This is a genomic window from Aeromonas sp. FDAARGOS 1415 (assembly GCF_019048365.1).
GTDB lineage: Bacteria > Pseudomonadota > Gammaproteobacteria > Enterobacterales > Aeromonadaceae > Aeromonas > Aeromonas taiwanensis.
Window position 1 is genome coordinate 3927722 of record NZ_CP077363.1, and the last position, 18234, is coordinate 3945955.

General features: G+C 60.9%; 16 protein-coding genes and 1 other RNA gene. 3 read left to right on the forward strand and 14 right to left on the reverse strand.

The window, feature by feature from the left end:
• Positions 1 to 7 precede the first annotated feature (7 nt).
• The 9 genes from I6L45_RS18290 to I6L45_RS18330 all read right to left on the reverse strand — a co-directional run bounded on the left by I6L45_RS18290 (position 8) and on the right by I6L45_RS18330 (position 11731).
• Positions 8 to 907: a restriction endonuclease subunit S gene (locus tag I6L45_RS18290; protein ID WP_216982863.1), complete on the reverse strand. Its 900-nt coding sequence runs from the start codon at positions 905 to 907 to the stop codon at positions 8 to 10.
• Positions 897 to 2420 carry a type I restriction-modification system subunit M gene (locus tag I6L45_RS18295; protein WP_216982864.1) on the reverse strand — a complete coding sequence of 508 codons (1524 nt, stop codon included), beginning with the start codon at positions 2418 to 2420 and terminating at the stop codon, positions 897 to 899. Before I6L45_RS18295 ends, I6L45_RS18290 begins: the two co-directional genes overlap by 11 nt.
• A 50-nt stretch (positions 2421 to 2470) precedes the next feature.
• Positions 2471 to 3061 carry a restriction endonuclease subunit S gene (locus tag I6L45_RS18300; RefSeq protein WP_254204346.1) on the reverse strand — a complete coding sequence of 197 codons (591 nt, stop codon included), beginning with the start codon at positions 3059 to 3061 and terminating at the stop codon, positions 2471 to 2473.
• 308 nt (positions 3062 to 3369) lie between these two features.
• Entirely contained in the window at positions 3370 to 6246 is a 2877-nt protein-coding gene (gene gcvP / locus I6L45_RS18305; RefSeq protein WP_216982866.1) for an aminomethyl-transferring glycine dehydrogenase, read from the reverse strand.
• Between the two features lie 233 nt (positions 6247 to 6479).
• On the reverse strand, positions 6480 to 6869 hold the full coding sequence (gcvH, locus tag I6L45_RS18310; protein ID WP_042076214.1) for a glycine cleavage system protein GcvH: 390 nt from the start codon (positions 6867 to 6869) through the stop codon (positions 6480 to 6482).
• Between the two features lie 78 nt (positions 6870 to 6947).
• Complete coding sequence (gene gcvT, locus I6L45_RS18315) at positions 6948 to 8045, reverse strand: glycine cleavage system aminomethyltransferase GcvT (RefSeq protein WP_216982867.1); 1098 nt, start codon at positions 8043 to 8045, stop codon at positions 6948 to 6950.
• Between the two features lie 381 nt (positions 8046 to 8426).
• Positions 8427 to 9647 carry an FAD-dependent 2-octaprenylphenol hydroxylase gene (locus I6L45_RS18320; RefSeq protein WP_216982868.1) on the reverse strand — a complete coding sequence of 407 codons (1221 nt, stop codon included), beginning with the start codon at positions 9645 to 9647 and terminating at the stop codon, positions 8427 to 8429.
• A gap of 98 nt (positions 9648 to 9745) precedes the next feature.
• Positions 9746 to 10969 (reverse strand): 2-octaprenyl-6-methoxyphenyl hydroxylase, encoded by a 1224-nt coding sequence (gene ubiH / locus I6L45_RS18325; protein WP_216982869.1) that lies wholly within the window; start codon positions 10967 to 10969, stop codon positions 9746 to 9748.
• Positions 10970 to 11161: 192 nt separating this feature from the next.
• Complete coding sequence (locus I6L45_RS18330; RefSeq protein WP_134695620.1) at positions 11162 to 11731, reverse strand: UPF0149 family protein; 570 nt, start codon at positions 11729 to 11731, stop codon at positions 11162 to 11164.
• A 173-nt stretch (positions 11732 to 11904) separates the two neighbouring features.
• Here I6L45_RS18330 and zapA point away from each other — a divergent pair, with 173 nt between their 5' ends.
• Together zapA and ssrS are read left to right on the forward strand one after the other, a co-directional pair.
• Positions 11905 to 12237 carry a cell division protein ZapA gene (gene zapA, locus I6L45_RS18335; protein ID WP_043759835.1) on the forward strand — a complete coding sequence of 111 codons (333 nt, stop codon included), beginning with the start codon at positions 11905 to 11907 and terminating at the stop codon, positions 12235 to 12237.
• A gap of 16 nt (positions 12238 to 12253) precedes the next feature.
• Positions 12254 to 12436, forward strand: a non-coding RNA gene (ssrS, locus tag I6L45_RS18340) — 6S RNA.
• 157 nt (positions 12437 to 12593) lie between these two features.
• Here the strand turns inward: ssrS and emrD are convergent.
• From emrD to I6L45_RS18360, 4 genes are all read right to left on the reverse strand, one after another.
• Complete coding sequence (gene emrD, locus I6L45_RS18345; protein ID WP_216982870.1) at positions 12594 to 13793, reverse strand: multidrug efflux MFS transporter EmrD; 1200 nt, start codon at positions 13791 to 13793, stop codon at positions 12594 to 12596.
• Positions 13794 to 14269: 476 nt separating this feature from the next.
• Positions 14270 to 14932 (reverse strand): glutathione S-transferase family protein, encoded by a 663-nt coding sequence (locus I6L45_RS18350; RefSeq protein ID WP_210549949.1) that lies wholly within the window; start codon positions 14930 to 14932, stop codon positions 14270 to 14272.
• A gap of 31 nt (positions 14933 to 14963) precedes the next feature.
• Positions 14964 to 15572: a glutathione S-transferase family protein gene (locus I6L45_RS18355; RefSeq protein ID WP_216982871.1), complete on the reverse strand. Its 609-nt coding sequence runs from the start codon at positions 15570 to 15572 to the stop codon at positions 14964 to 14966.
• A 180-nt stretch (positions 15573 to 15752) separates the two neighbouring features.
• Positions 15753 to 16208: a hypothetical protein gene (locus I6L45_RS18360; RefSeq protein WP_216982872.1), complete on the reverse strand. Its 456-nt coding sequence runs from the start codon at positions 16206 to 16208 to the stop codon at positions 15753 to 15755.
• 200 nt (positions 16209 to 16408) lie between these two features.
• Between I6L45_RS18360 and suhB the strand changes: the two genes are divergently transcribed.
• Positions 16409 to 17212 carry an inositol-1-monophosphatase gene (suhB, locus tag I6L45_RS18365; protein ID WP_216982873.1) on the forward strand — a complete coding sequence of 268 codons (804 nt, stop codon included), beginning with the start codon at positions 16409 to 16411 and terminating at the stop codon, positions 17210 to 17212.
• 108 nt (positions 17213 to 17320) lie between these two features.
• Here the strand turns inward: suhB and I6L45_RS18370 are convergent, their stop codons facing one another.
• Positions 17321 to 18196: an OmpA family protein gene (locus tag I6L45_RS18370; RefSeq protein ID WP_197068419.1), complete on the reverse strand. Its 876-nt coding sequence runs from the start codon at positions 18194 to 18196 to the stop codon at positions 17321 to 17323.
• Between the last annotated feature and the right edge of the window lie 38 nt (positions 18197 to 18234).

Genomic DNA, 18234 nt, shown 5'->3' on the forward strand with positions numbered 1-18234 from the left:
GGGCGATTCATTGTGTTCCATCAGCCCCTGGGCAAAATTCAAAGTCCACCCATTTTAAGCAACGAGTATGATCGCCAAAAACAATTACAGGAATGTCGGTATAGATTTCTTCATTATTACAATACCCTACGATCAACTGTTTACCCTGATCGACAACAGGTACAGCGCCAGCTTCAAGATAATCTGACGATTTAACTTGAGCTGATTTTTTGTTGTTAACCTTGAACATGTCGTCAAAAGTGATGAAGCTCCACTCCCCACTAAACCTCATCCCATTGCTATCCAGCAGGCGTTTTTTTCCTGTGAGCAGTTGCTGCATCAGTGCCGTTTTCTGCTGCTGGCTATTAGCCAGCAGTTGTTCGGTGGTGCTGATAGCCTTATCCCAAGTGGAGAGGACGTGGGCTATTTTATTTTGCTCTGGGTAGGGTGGCACCGCGATTTTTAACTTTTTGAAATACGGCAACCCAATAGTCTTAATTGTTGATCCAACAGCTTGACGTTCAAATTCAGCCTTATTCAACTGAAGCCAGTTATACAAAAACCAACTATTTAATATTTCCTTGTTGTCGCACTTCCATGCAATAAAGTGTTGACTAACTGCCATAGGCACAGCCATTACACCACTTTTTCCTATACCTGCATCGCGAGATAAAACGACAGTCTCTGCTGGATGCAGCTCCGCTGAACTATTAGCTATTCCAGCTTCAGATATCTCATTATCAGTTTGATAAACATAGCCTTGGTCTAAGCGATAGCTATCTGCCAGAGAAATCCATTTAATGCCTCCATTCCAGTACTCCGGAAAAGATTTACTAGGCGTATGACCGCTACAACGAGTTGAAAATTTGTCTAATAGATCGTATTTCCATCCAGCCGGAAGACGGTTCTTAGCTAAACTACGCGCCATATCCCAACTCCTTCAGATACTTAGCCATCTCGGTTTCCAGCTCGGCCAGTTGGGTTTTCAGTTGTTCGCGCTCGGCCCGCACCGCTAGCAGATCGATCTCCTCTTCCTCCTCGAAGGTATCCACATAGCGTGGGATATTGAGGTTGTAGTCGTTCTCCTTGATCTCTTTAAGCGAGGCGAGATAGGCGTATTTATCGACATTGCCGCCGTTGCGGTAGGTGGCGACAATTTTGGCGATATTGTCCGCGCTTAACAGGTTCTGGTTTTTACCCGCCTTGAACTCGCGGCTGGCGTCGATAAACAGCACATTGTCATCCACCTTCTGCTTTTTAAAGATCAGAATGGCGGCGGGGATACCGGTGCCGTAGAAGAGCTTTTCCGGCAGGCCAATCACTGCATCAAGCAGGTTTTCATCGATCAGCTGCTGGCGGATCTTACCCTCAGAAGAGCCCCGGAATAGCACGCCGTGAGGCACCACGACCCCCATGCGGCCGCTCTTAGGCTTAAGGGTCTCAATCATATGGAGGATAAAGGCGTAATCCCCTTTGGTTTTGGGCGGCAGCCCTCGCTTGAAGCGACCAAACTTATCGTTCCCCGCCTCCTCATAACCCCATTTATCCAGCGAAAAGGGCGGGTTGGCGGTCACGATATCAAAGCGCAGCAGATCGCCGTTTTTATCGAGCAACTTGGGGTTGCGGATGGTGTCGCCCCACTCGATCTTGTGGTTGTCTTCCCCGTGCAGGAACATGTTCATCTTGGCCAGCGACCAGGTAGAGCCGATGGCCTCCTGCCCATAGAGGGCGTAGTGCTTCTCGCCATGATTTGCTACTACCTTGCGGCCGCACTTCATCAACAGCGACCCCGAGCCACAGGCCGGATCGCAGATGGTGTCGCCCGGCATCGGCTCCAGCAACTCGGCGATAAGATCGGAGACTTCGGGCGGGGTATAGAACTCCCCAGCCTTCTGGCCGCCGCTGGCGGCGAAGTTTTTGATGAGATACTCATAGGCGTTGCCGATCACATCCAGAGTGCCGACCCGGCTCGGCTTGAGGTTTAGCTCATCCTTGGCAAAGTCTTCCATCAGGTGGCGCAGTATGGTGTTCTTCTGCTTCTCTTCGCCGAGGCGGTCGGTGTTGAAGCTGATGTCCTGAAACACGCTCTTGCCCGCGTCTTTGAGCTTGGTGCCGTTGGCCTCTTCGATGGCGTGCAGCGCCTGATCGATCCGCTCACCGTTGCCAGGCTCGTGACGACGCTCATAAAGAGCGTAGAAACTGGCCTGTTTGGGCAGCACGAAACGCTCGTTTTTGAGCATCTCTTCAATGAGCTCCGGCTCATCGCCATATTCGGCCTTGTAGCCATCGTAGTGATCCTGCCAGACATCGGAGATGTATTTCAGGAACAGCATGGTGAGCACGAAATCTTTATAGGTATCGGCACTGATGGTGCCCCGGAAGGTATCGCAGGCAGACCAGAGGGCCTTGTTGATATCGTCCTGGTTTATCGAGGTAGTCATAAGTCACAATTCCTTGGGTATTTCTTGGAAAAATGGGCTGCTCAGCGAAACTATTTCGCAGGCTGATCGGATTGTTCGAGCAGGCTGGCAGCGATGGCCTGCATCATCTGCTCGCCGTTACGTTGCAGTTGTTGCATCAGGTTTCGTTCTTCACGCAGGCTGTGGACCAGCTTCATGATGGCGGCTTGTCTCTCAAGAGACGGGATGCCGATAGGGGCCTCCTCCAACACCTGACGGCGAATACTTTTTGCCGCGCTGCCTTCGGCGTGAAGCTCGAAGTAGCGCTGGCAAGGGGACTGATTGAGCTGCCAGGCCAGAAATTCGGGACTGAGCGCCTCGCTATGCAACCGCACCACATAGAAGTGAGGGGCGGCTACGGCGGACAATGGTGCAAGCCCGGTATCGACCAGCACGGCATAGTTAGTGCTGCCACGGGCCGCCACCAGGATATCGCCGGTTTGCAGCCAATCAGGCTCCTTCTTGCTGGTAGGCTCAGAACGAAGGCAGGCAGACCAGTCAACCCCCCCTTCTGGCGAGGCATCTCTCATCTGCACCACGGCCATGCTGCCGGAATCGATCTCCGGGATCTTGCCGCGATAGGGGTGCCCAGCACTGATGGTGGCAATTTGGTTCAGCTTCACAAAAAATCTCTTCATCGTTAATGATGCAGTTACAGTGTGTCGCATCTGACGCTACTGAGTCAATATTAACGCCAATTATTTTTGCATCAATTGGAATGATGCTTTTATGTGTGCCATTGACAAGAGGTAGACCCTGGCCAGCCTGAAAGATCCAACCGAGATCATTTTTGTAATTTAATTACAGATATTCACCGCACAAAATAAAAAGGCCCTGCTGTTGCAGGGCCTTTGAGTTTCCAACTTGAATGGTCGGTTTCCAACTTCAATGTCACGGTTTCCAACTTAAATGTCCGTGATCAGCACGCCGCTTAGTTGGCGTAGTCTTCGGTCGGTACGCAGGAGCAGAACAGGTTGCGATCGCCATAGACGTCGTCGATGCGGTTCACCGACGGCCACAGCTTGCTGGCGCGCACGGCGTCGGACGGGAAGACCGCCTCGGCGCGGGTGTAGGCGCGATTCCACTCTGCATCCATCACGTCATCCTGGGTATGCGGGGCATGGACCAGGGGGTTGTCGGTCAGGCTCCAGTGGCCGTCCTGCACCTTGGCGATCTCGGCGCGGATGGCGGTCATGGCTTCCACGAAGCGATCCAGCTCGCGCTTGGATTCGGATTCGGTCGGCTCGACCATCAGGGTGCCCGCCACCGGGAAGCTCATGGTCGGCGCGTGGAAACCGTAGTCCATCAGGCGCTTGGCCACGTCCATCTCGCTGATGCCGGAGGCTTCTTTGAGCGGGCGGATGTCCAGGATGCACTCGTGGGCCACCCGGCCATTGCGCCCGGTGTAGAGCACCGGGAAGGACTCGCCGAGCTTCTTGGCCAGGTAGTTGGCGTTGAGGATGGCGACCTGGGTGGATTTCTTCAGCCCCTCGTCCCCCAGCATGGCGATGTACATCCAGCTGATGGGCAGGATGCTGGCCGAGCCAAACGGAGCGGCCGACACGGCGCCATTGTCACGGCTCTCCTTGTCGGTCTTGACCACGGCGTGACCGGCCACGAAGGGTGCCAGGTGCTGTTTCACGCCGATGGGGCCCATGCCCGGACCGCCACCGCCGTGGGGGATGGCGAAGGTCTTGTGCAGGTTGAGGTGGGAGACGTCCGCCCCGATGAAGCCCGGTGCCGTCAGGCCCACCTGCGCGTTCATGTTGGCGCCATCCAGGTACACCTGACCGCCATACAGGTGCACGATGTCGCACACCTCCTTGATGGTCTCTTCGTACACCCCGTGGGTGGAGGGGTAGGTCACCATCAGGCAGGAGAGCTGATCTCCCACCTCGGCGGCCTTGGCACGCAGGTCGTCCAGATCCACGTTGCCGGCCTTGTCGCAGGCGGTGACGATCACCTTGAGGCCCGCCATCTGGGCGGAGGCCGGGTTGGTGCCGTGGGCGGACGCCGGGATGAGGCAGACATCGCGATGCCCCTCGCCGCGGGACTCGTGGTACTTCTTGATGGCGAGCAGACCCGCGTATTCGCCCTGGGCGCCGGAGTTGGGCTGCATGCAGACCGCGTCGTAACCGGTCACCTTCACCAGCCAGTCTTCCAGATCCGCCAGCAGCAGCTGGTAGCCCTGGGTCTGCTTGAGCGGCGCGAAGGGGTGCAGCTTGCCGAACTCGGGCCAGGTCACCGGGATCATCTCGGCGGTGGCATTGAGCTTCATGGTGCAGGAGCCGAGCGAGATCATGGCGTAGTTCAGCGCCAGATCTTTCGCTTCGAGACGGTGGATGTAGCGCAGCATCTCGGTCTCGGAGTGGTACTTGTTGAACACCTCGTGGGTCAGCACGGCGTCGGTGCGCAGCAGATCCTGCGGGATGCCGTGATGGCCCTGGGCCGCCTTGTCCAGCACTTCCAGATCCAGGCCGTGGCCCGCCCCCAGGAACAGCTCGAACAGCTCGGCCACGTCACCGCGGGTGGTGGTCTCAGACAGAGAAACGCCCACGGCGCCGTCCAGATCCGCGCGCAGGTTGATGCCGAGCCCTTCGGCCTTGGCGATCAGGGCAGCCTTGTCGCCTGCCAGTACAGTGAGCGTATCGAACCAGCTGTCGTGCTTGAGGGCCACGCCCTTGGCTTTCAGACCCAGCGCCAGGATGGTGGTCAGGCGATGGACGCGGGAGGCGATGGTTTTGAGCCCCACCGGGCCGTGGTAGACGGCGTAGAAGCTCGCCATGTTGGCCAGCAGCACCTGGGCGGTACAGATGTTGGAGTTGGCCTTCTCGCGGCGGATGTGCTGCTCGCGGGTCTGCATGGCCATGCGCAGGGCGGCCTTGCCACGGGCATCCTTGGAGACGCCGATGATGCGGCCCGGCATGGAGCGCTTGTAGGCGTCGCGGGTGGCGAAGAAGGCGGCGTGGGGGCCACCGTAGCCCATGGGCACGCCGAAGCGCTGGGCACTGCCGAACACCACGTCTGCACCCAGTTCACCCGGGGATTTGAGCAGCAGCAGGGAGAGCATATCGGTCCCGACGCAGGCCAGCCCCTTCTGGGCCTGGACCGCCGCGATCAACGCGCGCAGATCGGTCACGTTGCCGGTGGTGCCCGGGTACTGGAACATGGCACCGAACACCTCTTCGCTCACCGCATCGCTCGCGGGGCCCACAGCCACGTCGAACCCGAAGTGCACCGCGCGCTCCTTGACCACGTCGATCACCTGGGGGTGCACGTCGTCGGCCACGAAGAAGGTATTGGACTTGGATTTCGCCATGCGCTTGGCCAGCGCCATGGCTTCGGCAGCGGCGGTGGCTTCATCCAGCAGGGAGGCACTGGCCAGATCCATGCCGGTGAGATCCAGGGTCAGCTGCTGGAAGTTGAGCAGGGCTTCGAGACGGCCCTGGGCCAGCTCGGGCTGATAGGGGGTGTAGGCGGTGTACCAGCCCGGGTTTTCCAGCACGTTGCGCAGGATGACGTGGGGCACGTGGGTGTCGTGATACCCCATGCCGATGTAGCTCTTGGCGATCTGGTTCTTGGCGGCATAGCCCTTGAGCTTGGCCAGGGCTTCCACTTCTGTCATGGGGGCGCCGATGCCGAGCGGCCCCGGGCGGCGGATGGCGGCGGGGACCGTCTGCTCAATCAGATCCTCCAGGCTCTCGGCGCCCACGGTGGCGAGCAGGGCCCGCAGTTCTTCCTCACCCGGGCCGATGTGACGGCGGATGAAATCGGTTTTTTGCTCGAGTTCAAACAGTGACTGGGTCATTTCCCTATTTCCTGGTAATTAAGTCCTGGTATGACGTTCTGATAACCAAGACCTGATGTTCCTGTAGCCGGCTGATACCGGCTCCACTCGTGTTCTGTGTCCGCCGCGGGCAGACGGGGGATGCGGCAGAGGCATCCCGCAGGCGCAAAGGCTGCGCCCTTCCTGCGACCTCCATGGCCGCAGGATGGCAGGCATACAAGAGGGCCCTGCTGTGTTGGCAGGGCCCGGGGGCATTACTCTTCGTCCACCACGTTCTGGTAGCCGTCGGCATCCAGCAGGTTGGCGAGCTCACCCGCGTCGTCCAGCTTGATGCGGAACAGCCAGCCAGCGCCGTACGGATCGGAGTTGACCAGCTCGGGGCTGCCTTCCAGCTCTTCGTTGACGGCCAGGATCTCGCCACTCACCGGGCTGTAGATGTCGGAGGCGGCCTTGACGGACTCGGCCACGGCGCAGTCTTCACCGGCGCTCACCTGCTTGCCCACTTCCGGCAGATCGACGAACACCATGTCACCCAGCAGATCCTGGGCGTGCTCGGTGATACCGACCACGGCTTCGCCGTTGGCTTCAACACGGACCCACTCGTGGGAGGTGGCATATTTCAGTTCGCTCGGGATATGGCTCATTTGTGCTTCCTTTATGCTCTTGGATCGCTTCAACAAAAACGGTTCGGCGAAGGGAACTCCCTTCGCCGCAATGAATGATTACACCAATGGCTGGCCGTTGCGCACGAACGCCGGCTTGGTGACTTTGACAGTGACCAGCTTCTTGCGGATCTCGACCTGGGCCTGCTCGCCGATGTCGCGGGGCACCCGCGCCAGGGCGATGCTGTAGCCCAGGGTCGGCGAGAAGGAACCCGAGGTGATCACCCCCTCGCGCACTTCGCCGCTCTCGCTGGTGAAGGTGACCGGCATGCCGGCACGCAGCACGCCCTTCTCTTCCATCACCAGACCCACCAGCTTGGGCTGGTTGCCGGCGGCCTTCTGGGCCTCCAGCACGGCGCGGCCGATGAAAGCGCGATCGCTAGGCTCCCAGGCGATGGTCCAGGCCATGTTGGCGGCAAGCGGGCTGATGCTCTCGTCCATGTCCTGGCCGTAGAGGTTCATGCCCGCTTCGAGGCGCAGGGTGTCGCGGGCGCCCAGGCCGCAGGGGGCCACGCCGCTGTCCAGCAGCGCCTGCCACAGATCGCACGCCTGCTCTTGCGGCACCACGATCTCGTAGCCATCTTCACCGGTGTAGCCGGTGGTGGCGATGAAGAGCTCGCCAGCCTGCACACCGAAGAAGGGCTTCATGCCTTCCACTGCGGCATTTTGCTCGGCGCTGAACACCTTGGCCGCCTTGGCCTTCGCATTCGGCCCCTGCACCGCGATCATGGCGAGCTCGGGGCGCTCGGTCACGTCCACGCCGAAGTCCTGGGCGTGGTGACGGATCCAGGCCAGATCCTTCTCGCGGGTGGCGGAGTTCACCACCAGGCGGTAGAAGGTATCGGTCAGGTAATAGGTGATGAGGTCATCGATGACGCCGCCTTCCGGGGTCAGCATACCGCTGTAGAGGGCCTTGCCGGAGACGGTGAGTTTGGCCACGTCGTTGGCCAGCAGGTGTTGCAGGAAGGCTTTGACCCGATCGCCGGTCAAATCGACGATGGTCATGTGGGAGACATCGAACATGCCTGCATCGGTGCGCACCGCGTGGTGCTCTTCCAGCTGGGAGCCGTAGTTGATGGGCATCTCCCAACCGTGGAAGTCCACCATCTTGGCACCCGCTTCCAGGTGTTTGGGATGCAATACAGTAGTCTGGATCATCGCTGTGTTTCCTTAAGCGTTCGCGACAACACTCGCAATCCGCCCCGGCTCGTCGGGAAAAACGGACCACAAGCTCTGTGCTCGTTCCCGCCCGGGCGGGCAGGAGTGATTCCTTGAACGGTGCGGATTATATGACAAGCGCGCCGTGGCGCCGCTCAAAAAAAACTAATCCTCACCCGATACACTGACACCAGACACTAAGGCAAAAACAGTGATAAAAACAGTGCAAACCGCACATCGACAAGATTTAATGTTGATTTTAACCGCTTCGTCACAATTTACAGAAAAACGTTTCGCTGATTGCCAACATTAAAGGCTGACACCCCGCAGGGGCATACAGCCTTGTCAGATTAGTTTTCTTGTTAAAATACCGGAGTAATATTAGATTTTTTCACCCTTGGCCAGGGCGGGGAGCTCCCCTTCCAGCCCCATGGCCGCCCGGACCACGCCCTGTTTGAGGGGACCCAGCCCGTCGACGGCACAGAGCCCCACCCCGCGCACCAGTTTCTTGAGGGGGTTGCTGCCTGCAAACAGCCGCTTGAGCCCTTCCATCGCCGCCAGCATGCGGGCGGCCTCGCTCTTGCGCCAGCGCTCGTAACCCCGCAGGTTGGCGAGCAGACCGATGTCCGCCCCCATGCCGTGGTGCCTGAGGATCTGCTCCGCCAGGGCCGCCGCATCCAGCAACCCCAGATTGACCCCCTGCCCCGCCAGCGGGTGTATGGTGTGGGCCGCATCCCCCACCAGCACCAGACGCTCGCGGGCAAAGTCACGGGCGTAGCGGGCGGTAAGCGGGATGGCGCTGCGGGCCCCCTCCACCTTGCACAGCCCGAGCCTGGCGTCGAAGGCGGCAGTGAGCTGGCGATTGAAGGAGTCGTCATCGCAGGCGCACAGCGCCTCGGCCCGGGCGGCGGGCACCGACCAGACGATGGAGCAGAGATCGGGCTGCCACAGGGGCAGGAAGGCGAGCGGCCCCTGGGGGGTGAAGATCTGGCGGGCGACCGCCTCGTGGGGCTCGGCACAGCGCACCGTCGCCACCAGGGCGTGGTGGCCGTAGTCCCAGCTGGTCAGCGGGATATCGGCCTGACGGCGCACCCAGGAGTGGGCACCATCGGCGGCCACTACCAGTCTGGCCGAGATGGCCTGGCCATCCTCGAGCAAGAGGAGGGATCCCGCTGGACCGCTCTGCAGGCTCTTGGCCCGGGCCGGCGTCAGTATCTGGATATTGCTGGCCCCTTCGATGGCCTCCAGCAGCGCCAGCTGGATGACCCGATTCTCGACGATGTGGCCGAGCGCCGGCTGACGCAGGGTGGCGGCGTCGAACGCGATCTGGCCAAAGCTGTCCTGCTCCCACACCGCCATCTTCTCGTAGGGCTGCAGGCGGCGTGCCTCGATCCCGGCCCAGGCGCCGACCCCCTGCAGGATGCGCTGGCTGGCCAGACTCAGGGCGCTGACCCTGTTGTCCGGCGCCTCGCCCAGCAAGGGCTCCGGCAGCTGCCCCTCCACGATGGCCACCTTGAGCGCACGGTTCTTGAGCGCTGCGGCCAGCCCCAGGCCCACCATGCCCCCGCCAACGATCACCACATCTACTTCTTGCATCTGCATTCTCTTATGTCCTTTCGTGGCTGATCCCCGGGATCAGCGGAGCCACGCCCGCGGGCGCGCCTCTTCGATATGTCGTGTCCACCGGGCCAGGCGGCGCCTCATGGCCGGCACAGGTCGGTGACGAACCCCAGGGTGCGGGAAGCCAGCGGCGCCTTGAGCCAGGGCAGTCGTCCCATCAGGGAGAGCGCCAGGTTGCGCCCCGCCACCAGGGGAGCGTGGCCGTTGGAGAAGAGCTGGGCCAAGGAGGAGGTGAGCCAGACGGTCTGGGCTTGATCCTCCCGGCGCGATTGCCAGTAACCGTTCAGCACCTCGAAGCTGCCGATGTCCTCCCCCGCCAGGAGCGCCTGGCCAACGGCACGGGTGAGCAGGTCAAGGTCGCGCATGCCGAGGTTGAAGCCCTGACCGGCGATGGGGTGCAACAGGTGAGCCGCATTGCCCACCAGCACGGTGCGCTGGGCCAGGGGATAATCGGCCACCGTCAGCACCAGCGGATAGAGGTGGCGCACGCCGGTGCGTTCGAAACGCCCGAGGCGCCAGCCAAAGGCCTCCTGCAGGCGGGCGAGAAACGCCGCGTCATCCAGCGCCATCAGGGCCTGTGCCTCGTCCCGCGCCAGGCTCCAGACCAGGGAGGAGAGCCCCTCCTGCATCGGCAGCAGGGCGAGCGGCCCCCCTTCGGTGAAGCGCTCGAAGGCCCGCCCGGCGGGATCCTGGGCGGTCTTCACGGTGGCGATGATGGCATTCTGGCCATAGTCGTGGCGACTGACCGGCATCTTGAAGTGCTGGCGCACGAAGGAGTTGCCCCCATCCGCCGCCACCAGCAGCCGGGTCCGATAGCGCTCGTTCGTGGCGAGGGTCAGGGTCACCCCTTCTTCGTCGGGGTCAATCTGTGCGAGCTGGGCCGGGCAGCACACCCGGATCTGCGGGGTGGCGGCAAGCGCCCGCTGCAACTCGATGCCGGCGGCAGAGAGTTCGATCACCTGGCCGAGCGCCGGCAAGCCGTATTCCGCCGCCGACAGCCTGGCCTGGCCGCAGTGGCCCCGATCCGAGACGTGAATGTCGGTGATGGGGGCGCAATGGGGGGCGAAACGGGACCAGATGCCGTGGCGAGTCAAGGCCTCGCAGGTGCCCGCCGAGAGGGCGATGGCGCGCGCGTCGAAGCCGGGATGGGCATTGAGCTCGGGGGCGCTCGCCTCCAGCAGCAGGATCTGCAGGGGGGCACCATCCGGTCCCCGGAGGGCGGCGAGGGAGAGGGCCAGCACGGCGCCGCTCATACCGCCGCCGACGATAGTCACGTCGACGTGAGCCAGATCAGATTGAGACATGAGAAGAGGGCATAGGCAAAAAACGTGGGCCAATCGTATCACAAAGCCGGCAGGCGGGATGCGAAGCCACGGGCAAAAAAGCGATCTGGCGCCGCGCACCGGCGTGCCGTCCCAACCGGTTTCCCCCCACCAGCGACAAGAAAAGAGCGCCATGGGGCGCTCTCTTTCTCATGTACCGGGTTGGCCGGATGCTCAATGCAGGGTCGGCGGGGTGCTCGGTGCGTCCGGGCGCTTGCCAAACTCCTCGAACGCCATCATGACCCCGAGGCGTACATGTTCGTAGAGCACCAGGAAGGAGGCTTCGTTCTCGTCGTCCTCCTGATCGAACTCCGCAGAGACCTGGGTGATGCTGGCGATGTCCTGGATCATCTCCTGCAGCTCTTCGGATGCCTTGGAGAGCTCCTGTTGCACCACGCCAAAACCGGCGAGGAAGGCCTGGGACCAGTCCACCAGGGCATCGATGCGCTCGTCGAGGGGCGTTTCGTCATTCGGCAGCAGCAACTCGACCCCTTTTTGCGCCATCAGGCTCTCGATGACCTCCTGATAGAGTTCGGTCATCACCTGGCGCACCGGGGCCGGCAAGCCGAAGCCGTCGTTGACCAGATCGTTGAAATGGGGCAACCAGCTCTTGTCGTCCAGTGCCACGCCACCGCACACCAGGCCGCAGATCACGCCATGGGCCTCGACAGCCGTCGCCATCAGCTCGTGCTGCTCCATCAGGTCGGCCACGGCCGCGTATTTCAGGGGGTTCGTTTTGCTCATCGGGGATCCGCTCAAAGTTCAGGCAAATATGCAGAATTTATGGCCCGGATCCTAGCATTCTCCCCTCTCCAGAGCCAGCAAGGCCTTGAAAGTTCTGCATCTGCGCTATATAGTCCCGCCCAGTTGTCCACGTGGATAAAGGCGGAAATCAGCCCCGCCGTATTGAGGAAGGCATGAGCATAGAGGCCGTAGAAATCGTCATTTTGGGACGTCCCTACAAGGTGTCCTGTCCCCTGGGACAACAGGATGCCCTGCGCCAGGCCGCCGACCAGCTGACCGACAAGCTCATCGAGCTTCGTCAACGTTCCAAGGTCTCCAGCAACGAACAGCTGGCAGTCATGGCAGCGCTCAATTTCTGTCACGAGCTCTGCCTTGAAAAAGAGAAAAACCACCAATACTCTGAGACCATGGACAAGCGGATCAAGATGCTGCAACGCACCATAGAGGCAGCCTTGATCGAGCACGGTCAATACGGTGAATCCAGCGAGGAGGGGCAACAGCCCTAATCGCACCGAGTTTTGAAATTCCCTGGAGTGTTTGTCAGCCGGTTCAAGTCCCCGAGCCGATATTCATACCAAACAGGGGGTCTGCCTTCTGGCTATTGAGCATGCTCGGCCCGACCGAGAAGCCTGCGGCCAGATTAGATCTCCGCCTTGAACCGACGGTTCAAGGGCCCAAACCGGCAACGGCATCTCCGGGGTACCTACCCAAAAAGCCCGTCATCACGACGGGCTTTTTCTTTGTCTGCGTTCCCCCCTCCCCTCTTTACCCTGTGCGCTTATCGGTGTCCTCCTGTTCCACCGCGACCTGGGGGAAATAAAAAAACCCGCCACAGGGGCGGGTTTGCGCAGGGTACGGCCCATCAGACCGCCATCTGCTCCCGGGGGGAGCCGTGGTGGCGTAGCCAGACAAAGCTCAGCGCCACGATCAGCACCATCACGGCCATGATGGCGCCCAGGGTCACCTGCCCCGTCATCGGGAAGCTGGCCGCCAGCAGGGTGACCACCCCGGCCCCCAGGTTCTGCATGCCACCGAGAATGGCGCCGGCGGTGCCCGCCTGGCCGGGGAAGGGCTCGATGGCGCAGGAGGTGGCGGTCGGATAAAGGATGCCGCTGCCGATGAAGTAGACCGCAGCCCCGCCCACCAGGGAGGCGGCGCTCACGACCCCGAACAGGCCGGACAACAGGATGATGAGCGCCCCCAGCGCCAGGAAGGCGATGCCAAGGCGCATCAGCTTGCCCTGGCTCAGGCGATAGCTCAGCCTGGCGGAGAGCCAGGCCCCGAACAGATAACCCGGCAGCGGCAGCACGAACAGCACGCTCACGGTACGGGCGCTCAGCCTCAGCACATCCCCCAGCAACACCCCGGCCGCCGCCTCGAAGACCGCGAGCCCCGCAAAGGTGGCCATCAGGCAGAGCAGATTGCCCTGAAAGCGCGGGTTGCCGAGCACGTGACGATAGGCCGCGCCGACGCGCAGCGGCTGCTGCCGGGCCGCCTCAGGCAAGGTCTCGCCAAACCAGGCCAGCAGGGCCAGGGTGGTCAGGGCGCCGAAGCCGAACAGGAACCAGTAGCCGGCGCGCCAGTTGAACAGCTCGGTCAGCCAGCCCCCCAGCACAGGGGCCAGCAGGGGCGAGAAGATGACCCCCATGCTCACCAGGCTGTTGGCGCGGTTGAGCTCGGCGCCGCTGTAGCGATCCCGCATCACGGTCCGGCTCATGGCGCCCCCGGCGCCGGTGCCCAGCCCCTGGATGAAGCTGCCGGCAAGCAGGGCGGCAAAGTGCGGGATGAGCTGAATGGTCAGGGTCCCCACCAGAAATACCATCATGCCGATGAGCAGCACGGGTCGACGGCCGATGCGATCGGACAGAGGGCCGTAGACGAACTGGGAGAGGCCATAGGGGATCAGGTAGCAGGCCATCACCGCCTGCAGCTGGCCGGAGGCCACGTGAAAGTCCCCCGCCATCATGGGAATGGAGGGCACATAGAGGGTCTGGGTCATCTGACCCACGGCGACCATCAGGATGGTCAGGAAAAACAGGGGATAGAAACTGTGCCGATACATAGCTGTCGTCCGAAAAAATCAATAAGCCGCCACCCTCCGGGCTGGGATCTGCAGGAGGAGTCAGGCAAGGGTCGGTGAAGAAATGAAACAAGGCGGAGGACCCGCACCCGCCAGGAGCAGGACGCTCTTTGGCTTGCGACAATCTTAGTGATTCATGTCACAAAAAACGAACTAATCTTTATAATCTGCTTTCCCAAGTTTTTCTAATGTCACGAGTCTGAGTCCCCGTCAGCCGGTCGTTCACAGGGTCGTGATCGGTATTCCGACACCCTTAGCCCACCTCCCCATCAGCCCTTAGCCGCCACGTCTGGCCTGTTTGCCCGCCAGAACTCCGTCAATGAACCACCCGCCACCACACCATCCTCGGTGAGAGGCTCAGGAACACAAGGGCGCAAGGCGGGCAATGGGGAAAGAGATGCAAGGAAGGAGGGATAGAGGAGAAAAAGAGATGGCCCGTCACGGGCCATCCTCTTGCGTCAGCGGGTCACCATCTGCTGTGCCCGCTTGACCTGATCCTCGGGGGTCTCGTTGCGCGGCGGTATGGTGATCCCCTTCTGGCAAGCCGGCTTGGCCTCCATCCGTGCCATCCAGGCCTGCAGGTGCACCAGCCCCTCGATGGAGATACCGCTCCAGTCATGAATGCGCACCCAGGGCCAGGTGGCGATGTCGGCGATGCTGTACTCGTCGGCCAGGTACTCATGATTCGCCAGGTGGCCGTCGAGCACCTCGAAGAGGCGGCGCCCCTCCTTCTGGTAACGCTCGATGGCGGCCGGGATCTTCTCGGGGAAGTAGCGATAGAAGACGTTGGCCTGCCCCATCATGGGACCGACACCGCCCATCTGGAACATCAGCCACTGGATGGCCTGGGAGCGGCGCTTGGGATCCTGGGGCAGCAACTTGCCGGTCTTCTCCGCCAGATAGAGAAGGATGGCGCCGGACTCGAACACAGCGAAGTCCCCGTTGTCCCGATCGACGATGGCCGGGATGCGGCCATTGGGGTTGATGGCCAGGAACTCGGGCTGCTTCTGCTCCATGGTCGAGAAGTCGAGGGGGATCACCCGGTAGGGCAGCCCCATCTCTTCGAGGGCGATCGAGATCTTGAAGCCATTGGGAGTGGCGGCGGTATACAGATCAATCATCTTGAACTCCTTGAATGTTCTAACATGAGTATCAGGCTTGGGCGCTGGGACGTGAACTCACCCTGTCGTGCCAGGCCTGCAAATGACGCTGTTCGGGGGCGATGCGAATATCGACGACCTTGCCAAAGTCGATGGAGCACAGGGCCAGGATGTCGGCGATGGTGAAGCGCTCCCCCGCCACATAGGGCTGCTCGGCCAGCCTGGCATCGAGCTTGGCAAACCAGGCCAGGGCCTGCTGCTTGCACTCTTCACCCCACTCGGGGAAGACGGTCTCCCTGTCCTTGTAAAAACCTGTGATATGGCGAAACGCCATGCCCGTCGGCAACCAGAGGTTGAACTCGATGAAGCGGCTCCACATCTCGACGGTGGCGCGCTCCAGTGCCGTGCGGCCAAACAGGTTGGGCTCGGGATGCAGTTCTTCGAAATAACGGCAGATGGCCAGGGTCTCGCTGAGATAGGTGCCGTCATCGAGCTCGAGCACAGGTATGCGCCCCGCCGGGTTCTTGGCCAGAAACTCGGGCGCGAGGTTCTCCCCCGCGCCCAGATCGACCTGTTGATAGGCCATCTCGATCCCCTTCTCCGCCAGAAACATCCTGACCCGGCGGGCGTTGGGGGCCCGTTTCAATTCATAAATCTTCATCTCACCTCCTGTGGCGACGCAGACACGAACCATTGTCGTCTGGCGTGCAGGCGCCATGGCTCGCGGCGCATATCGGTCTGTTGGAACATGTTATACCGGCCTACCGGTGTAACATATTTCCTTGTTCCTTATGACAAATATTGCGCCGCTTGAACACTCTGCATCAGGGGAGATGGGTCGCTAGCTGCACAGCACCATGGGTTGACGCTGACGCAGCAGGATGAGGCGGGAGAGCAGCGGGAAGTAGGATCCCAGCTTGCTCTGCAATACCAGGCTGCAGGCGGGGTCCGTCAGCTCCCCCTCGTCCAGCACGATGCCGTTGGAGACGAAATAGAAATGTGGATCCCTGACGTCCGGCCCCTGGCGAGGCCGATCAAATTGCCGTTGCACCAGAAGCGGCAACACCGGCAGCCCCAGGGTGTCACCGCTGGTGCTCCAGACGGGGGCCGGCCATGCCCCATCATCTTCTTCCAGCAGCAAGACGGCCGCCTCTTCCTTCGACGGTTGCCACTGCTCCGGCTCCGTCACCCTGACCTCGCGGAAGTAATCCCCTGACCCGTTGGCACGACGCAAGGCGGCCAACACGTCCAATGTTGTCGTCGCCGACGGTTTTTGACTGGCTAATGACAGATTCATGGTTCATGTCCCTATGCTAACCACAGCCTGTTATCCAGCTGTCGCGATAAGATTAGACGAAGATGAGCCTTTATTGGAGCCGTCAGATCTATCAGTCCGGGATATGTACGTGCCAGGCTATAATGGTTGCCATTCCCCGGAATACTGGTAAGATACCGCGTCCTTTTATCCCCCGTTCTTTAACATCCAGTGGTGAACCTATGCATCCGATGCTGAATATCGCCGTGCGCGCTGCGCGCAACGCCGGTCAAGTTGTAGTAAAAGCCTTCTCTCAACCCGAGAACATCGAGGTTATCCAGAAGGGCAGCAATGACTTCGTGACCAACGTTGACCGTGACGCCGAAGCGGCCATCATTCATACCATCAAGAAATCTTACCCGGAACACAGCATCGTGGCTGAAGAGTCTGGTGAGATCGCCGGTACCAATCCGGATTACCAATGGATCATCGACCCACTGGATGGCACGACCAACCTGGTCAAGGGCATTCCGCACTTTGCCGTCTCCATCGCCCTGCGCGTCAAGGGCAAGACCGAACAAGCCGTCATCTACGATCCCATCCGCGATGAGCTGTTCACCGCCACCCGTGGCAGCGGCGCCCAGCTGAACGGCTACCGTATCCGTGTCGGCAAGGCCAAAGAACTGTCCGGCACCATCCTGGCTACCGGTTTCCCGTTCAAGCAGAAGCACCACATCGAGTCTTACCTGAAGATGTTCCAGAGCATGTTCATCGAATGTGCCGACATCCGCCGTGCCGGCTCTGCCGCCCTGGATCTGGCCTATGTGGCCGCCGGTCGCATCGACGGTTTCTGGGAAATCGGCCTGAAGCCCTGGGACACCGCAGCCGGTGAGCTGCTGGCCAAGGAAGCCGGCGCCATCGTCACCGACTTCGTCGGTGGTCACAACTACGAGAACTCCGGCAACATCGTCGTGGCCAATCCCCGCGTCCTGAAAGAGATGCTCGGCAAGATCCGCGAAGATCTGCCGGAATCCCTGGCCAAGTAAGCGCGTATCCCTGAAAAAAATGCCAGTCGGCCCCGCCGACTGGCATTTTTTATGGCTGGATTTCATGGCGGCATGAGAAAAGAGGCCGCACTCACCACGGCCACCCGGTCAGATGGTGCCGTTACGGCCCATGTTGATCACCACCCGCCGGTTCTTGGCACGCCCCGCATCCGTCTCATTGGAGGCCACGTGCTGTTTCTCGCCATGGCCTTCCACCGAGATCTTGCCCTCCTCGATGCCAAGATCCACAAACACCTGCTTGATGGCATCGGCCCGCTTCTCGGAGAGCTTCTGGTTTGGCCAGCGGCCGCCATAGCTGTCGCTGTAAGCGTCGATCACCACCACATCGATGCTCTTGTCCGCCTTCACATAGTCACCGATCATCGCCAGTCGCCGCTTGGAGGCCGGTGACAACTGATCGCTGTTCTTGTCGTAGGAGAGCACGCTGAAGGCGATGTCGTTGAAGCTGTAGGGCAAGAGGCCGCTCAGACAGTCCATGAAAGCCTGGTACTTGACCCTGAAGTTGACCGAGGAGAGGGAGACCCGGACCGGCCTGTCCTGACGATACCAGTCACGATACTGGAAGGTCGGCATGCGCCCCCCTTCCAGTTCGTCCAGCATGGTCCAGGCGGTCTGGCCCGCGACCAGGCCGTCGAACTGCTGGTAAAACTGCAGCTGGCTTATCTGCCGCCCCGCGACACCGGGGCGCCAGCTGGGAGGCATGATCCCGAGGCTCACTGTCTGGGTGCGCGCCTGGGGGCGCTGTCCTTTCAGCTCGAAATCCAGATTGATCTTGCGACCCGCCCGGCTGACGAAGGCCCCCGTGCCCCAGCGGGGAATGGGATGCTCCAGCCTGCACTCCACCTGGGTATCCGAAGTCAGGCGCCAGACGGATTGATCCAGGCCGGCGCCGAATTCGGTCACTCCCGCCTGCAACTGCATACTCACTGATATGCTGACCAACCCCAACACCCAAGCATTCAACGGCTTGCCCTCCACGATATCTCGAATTACCTATCGGC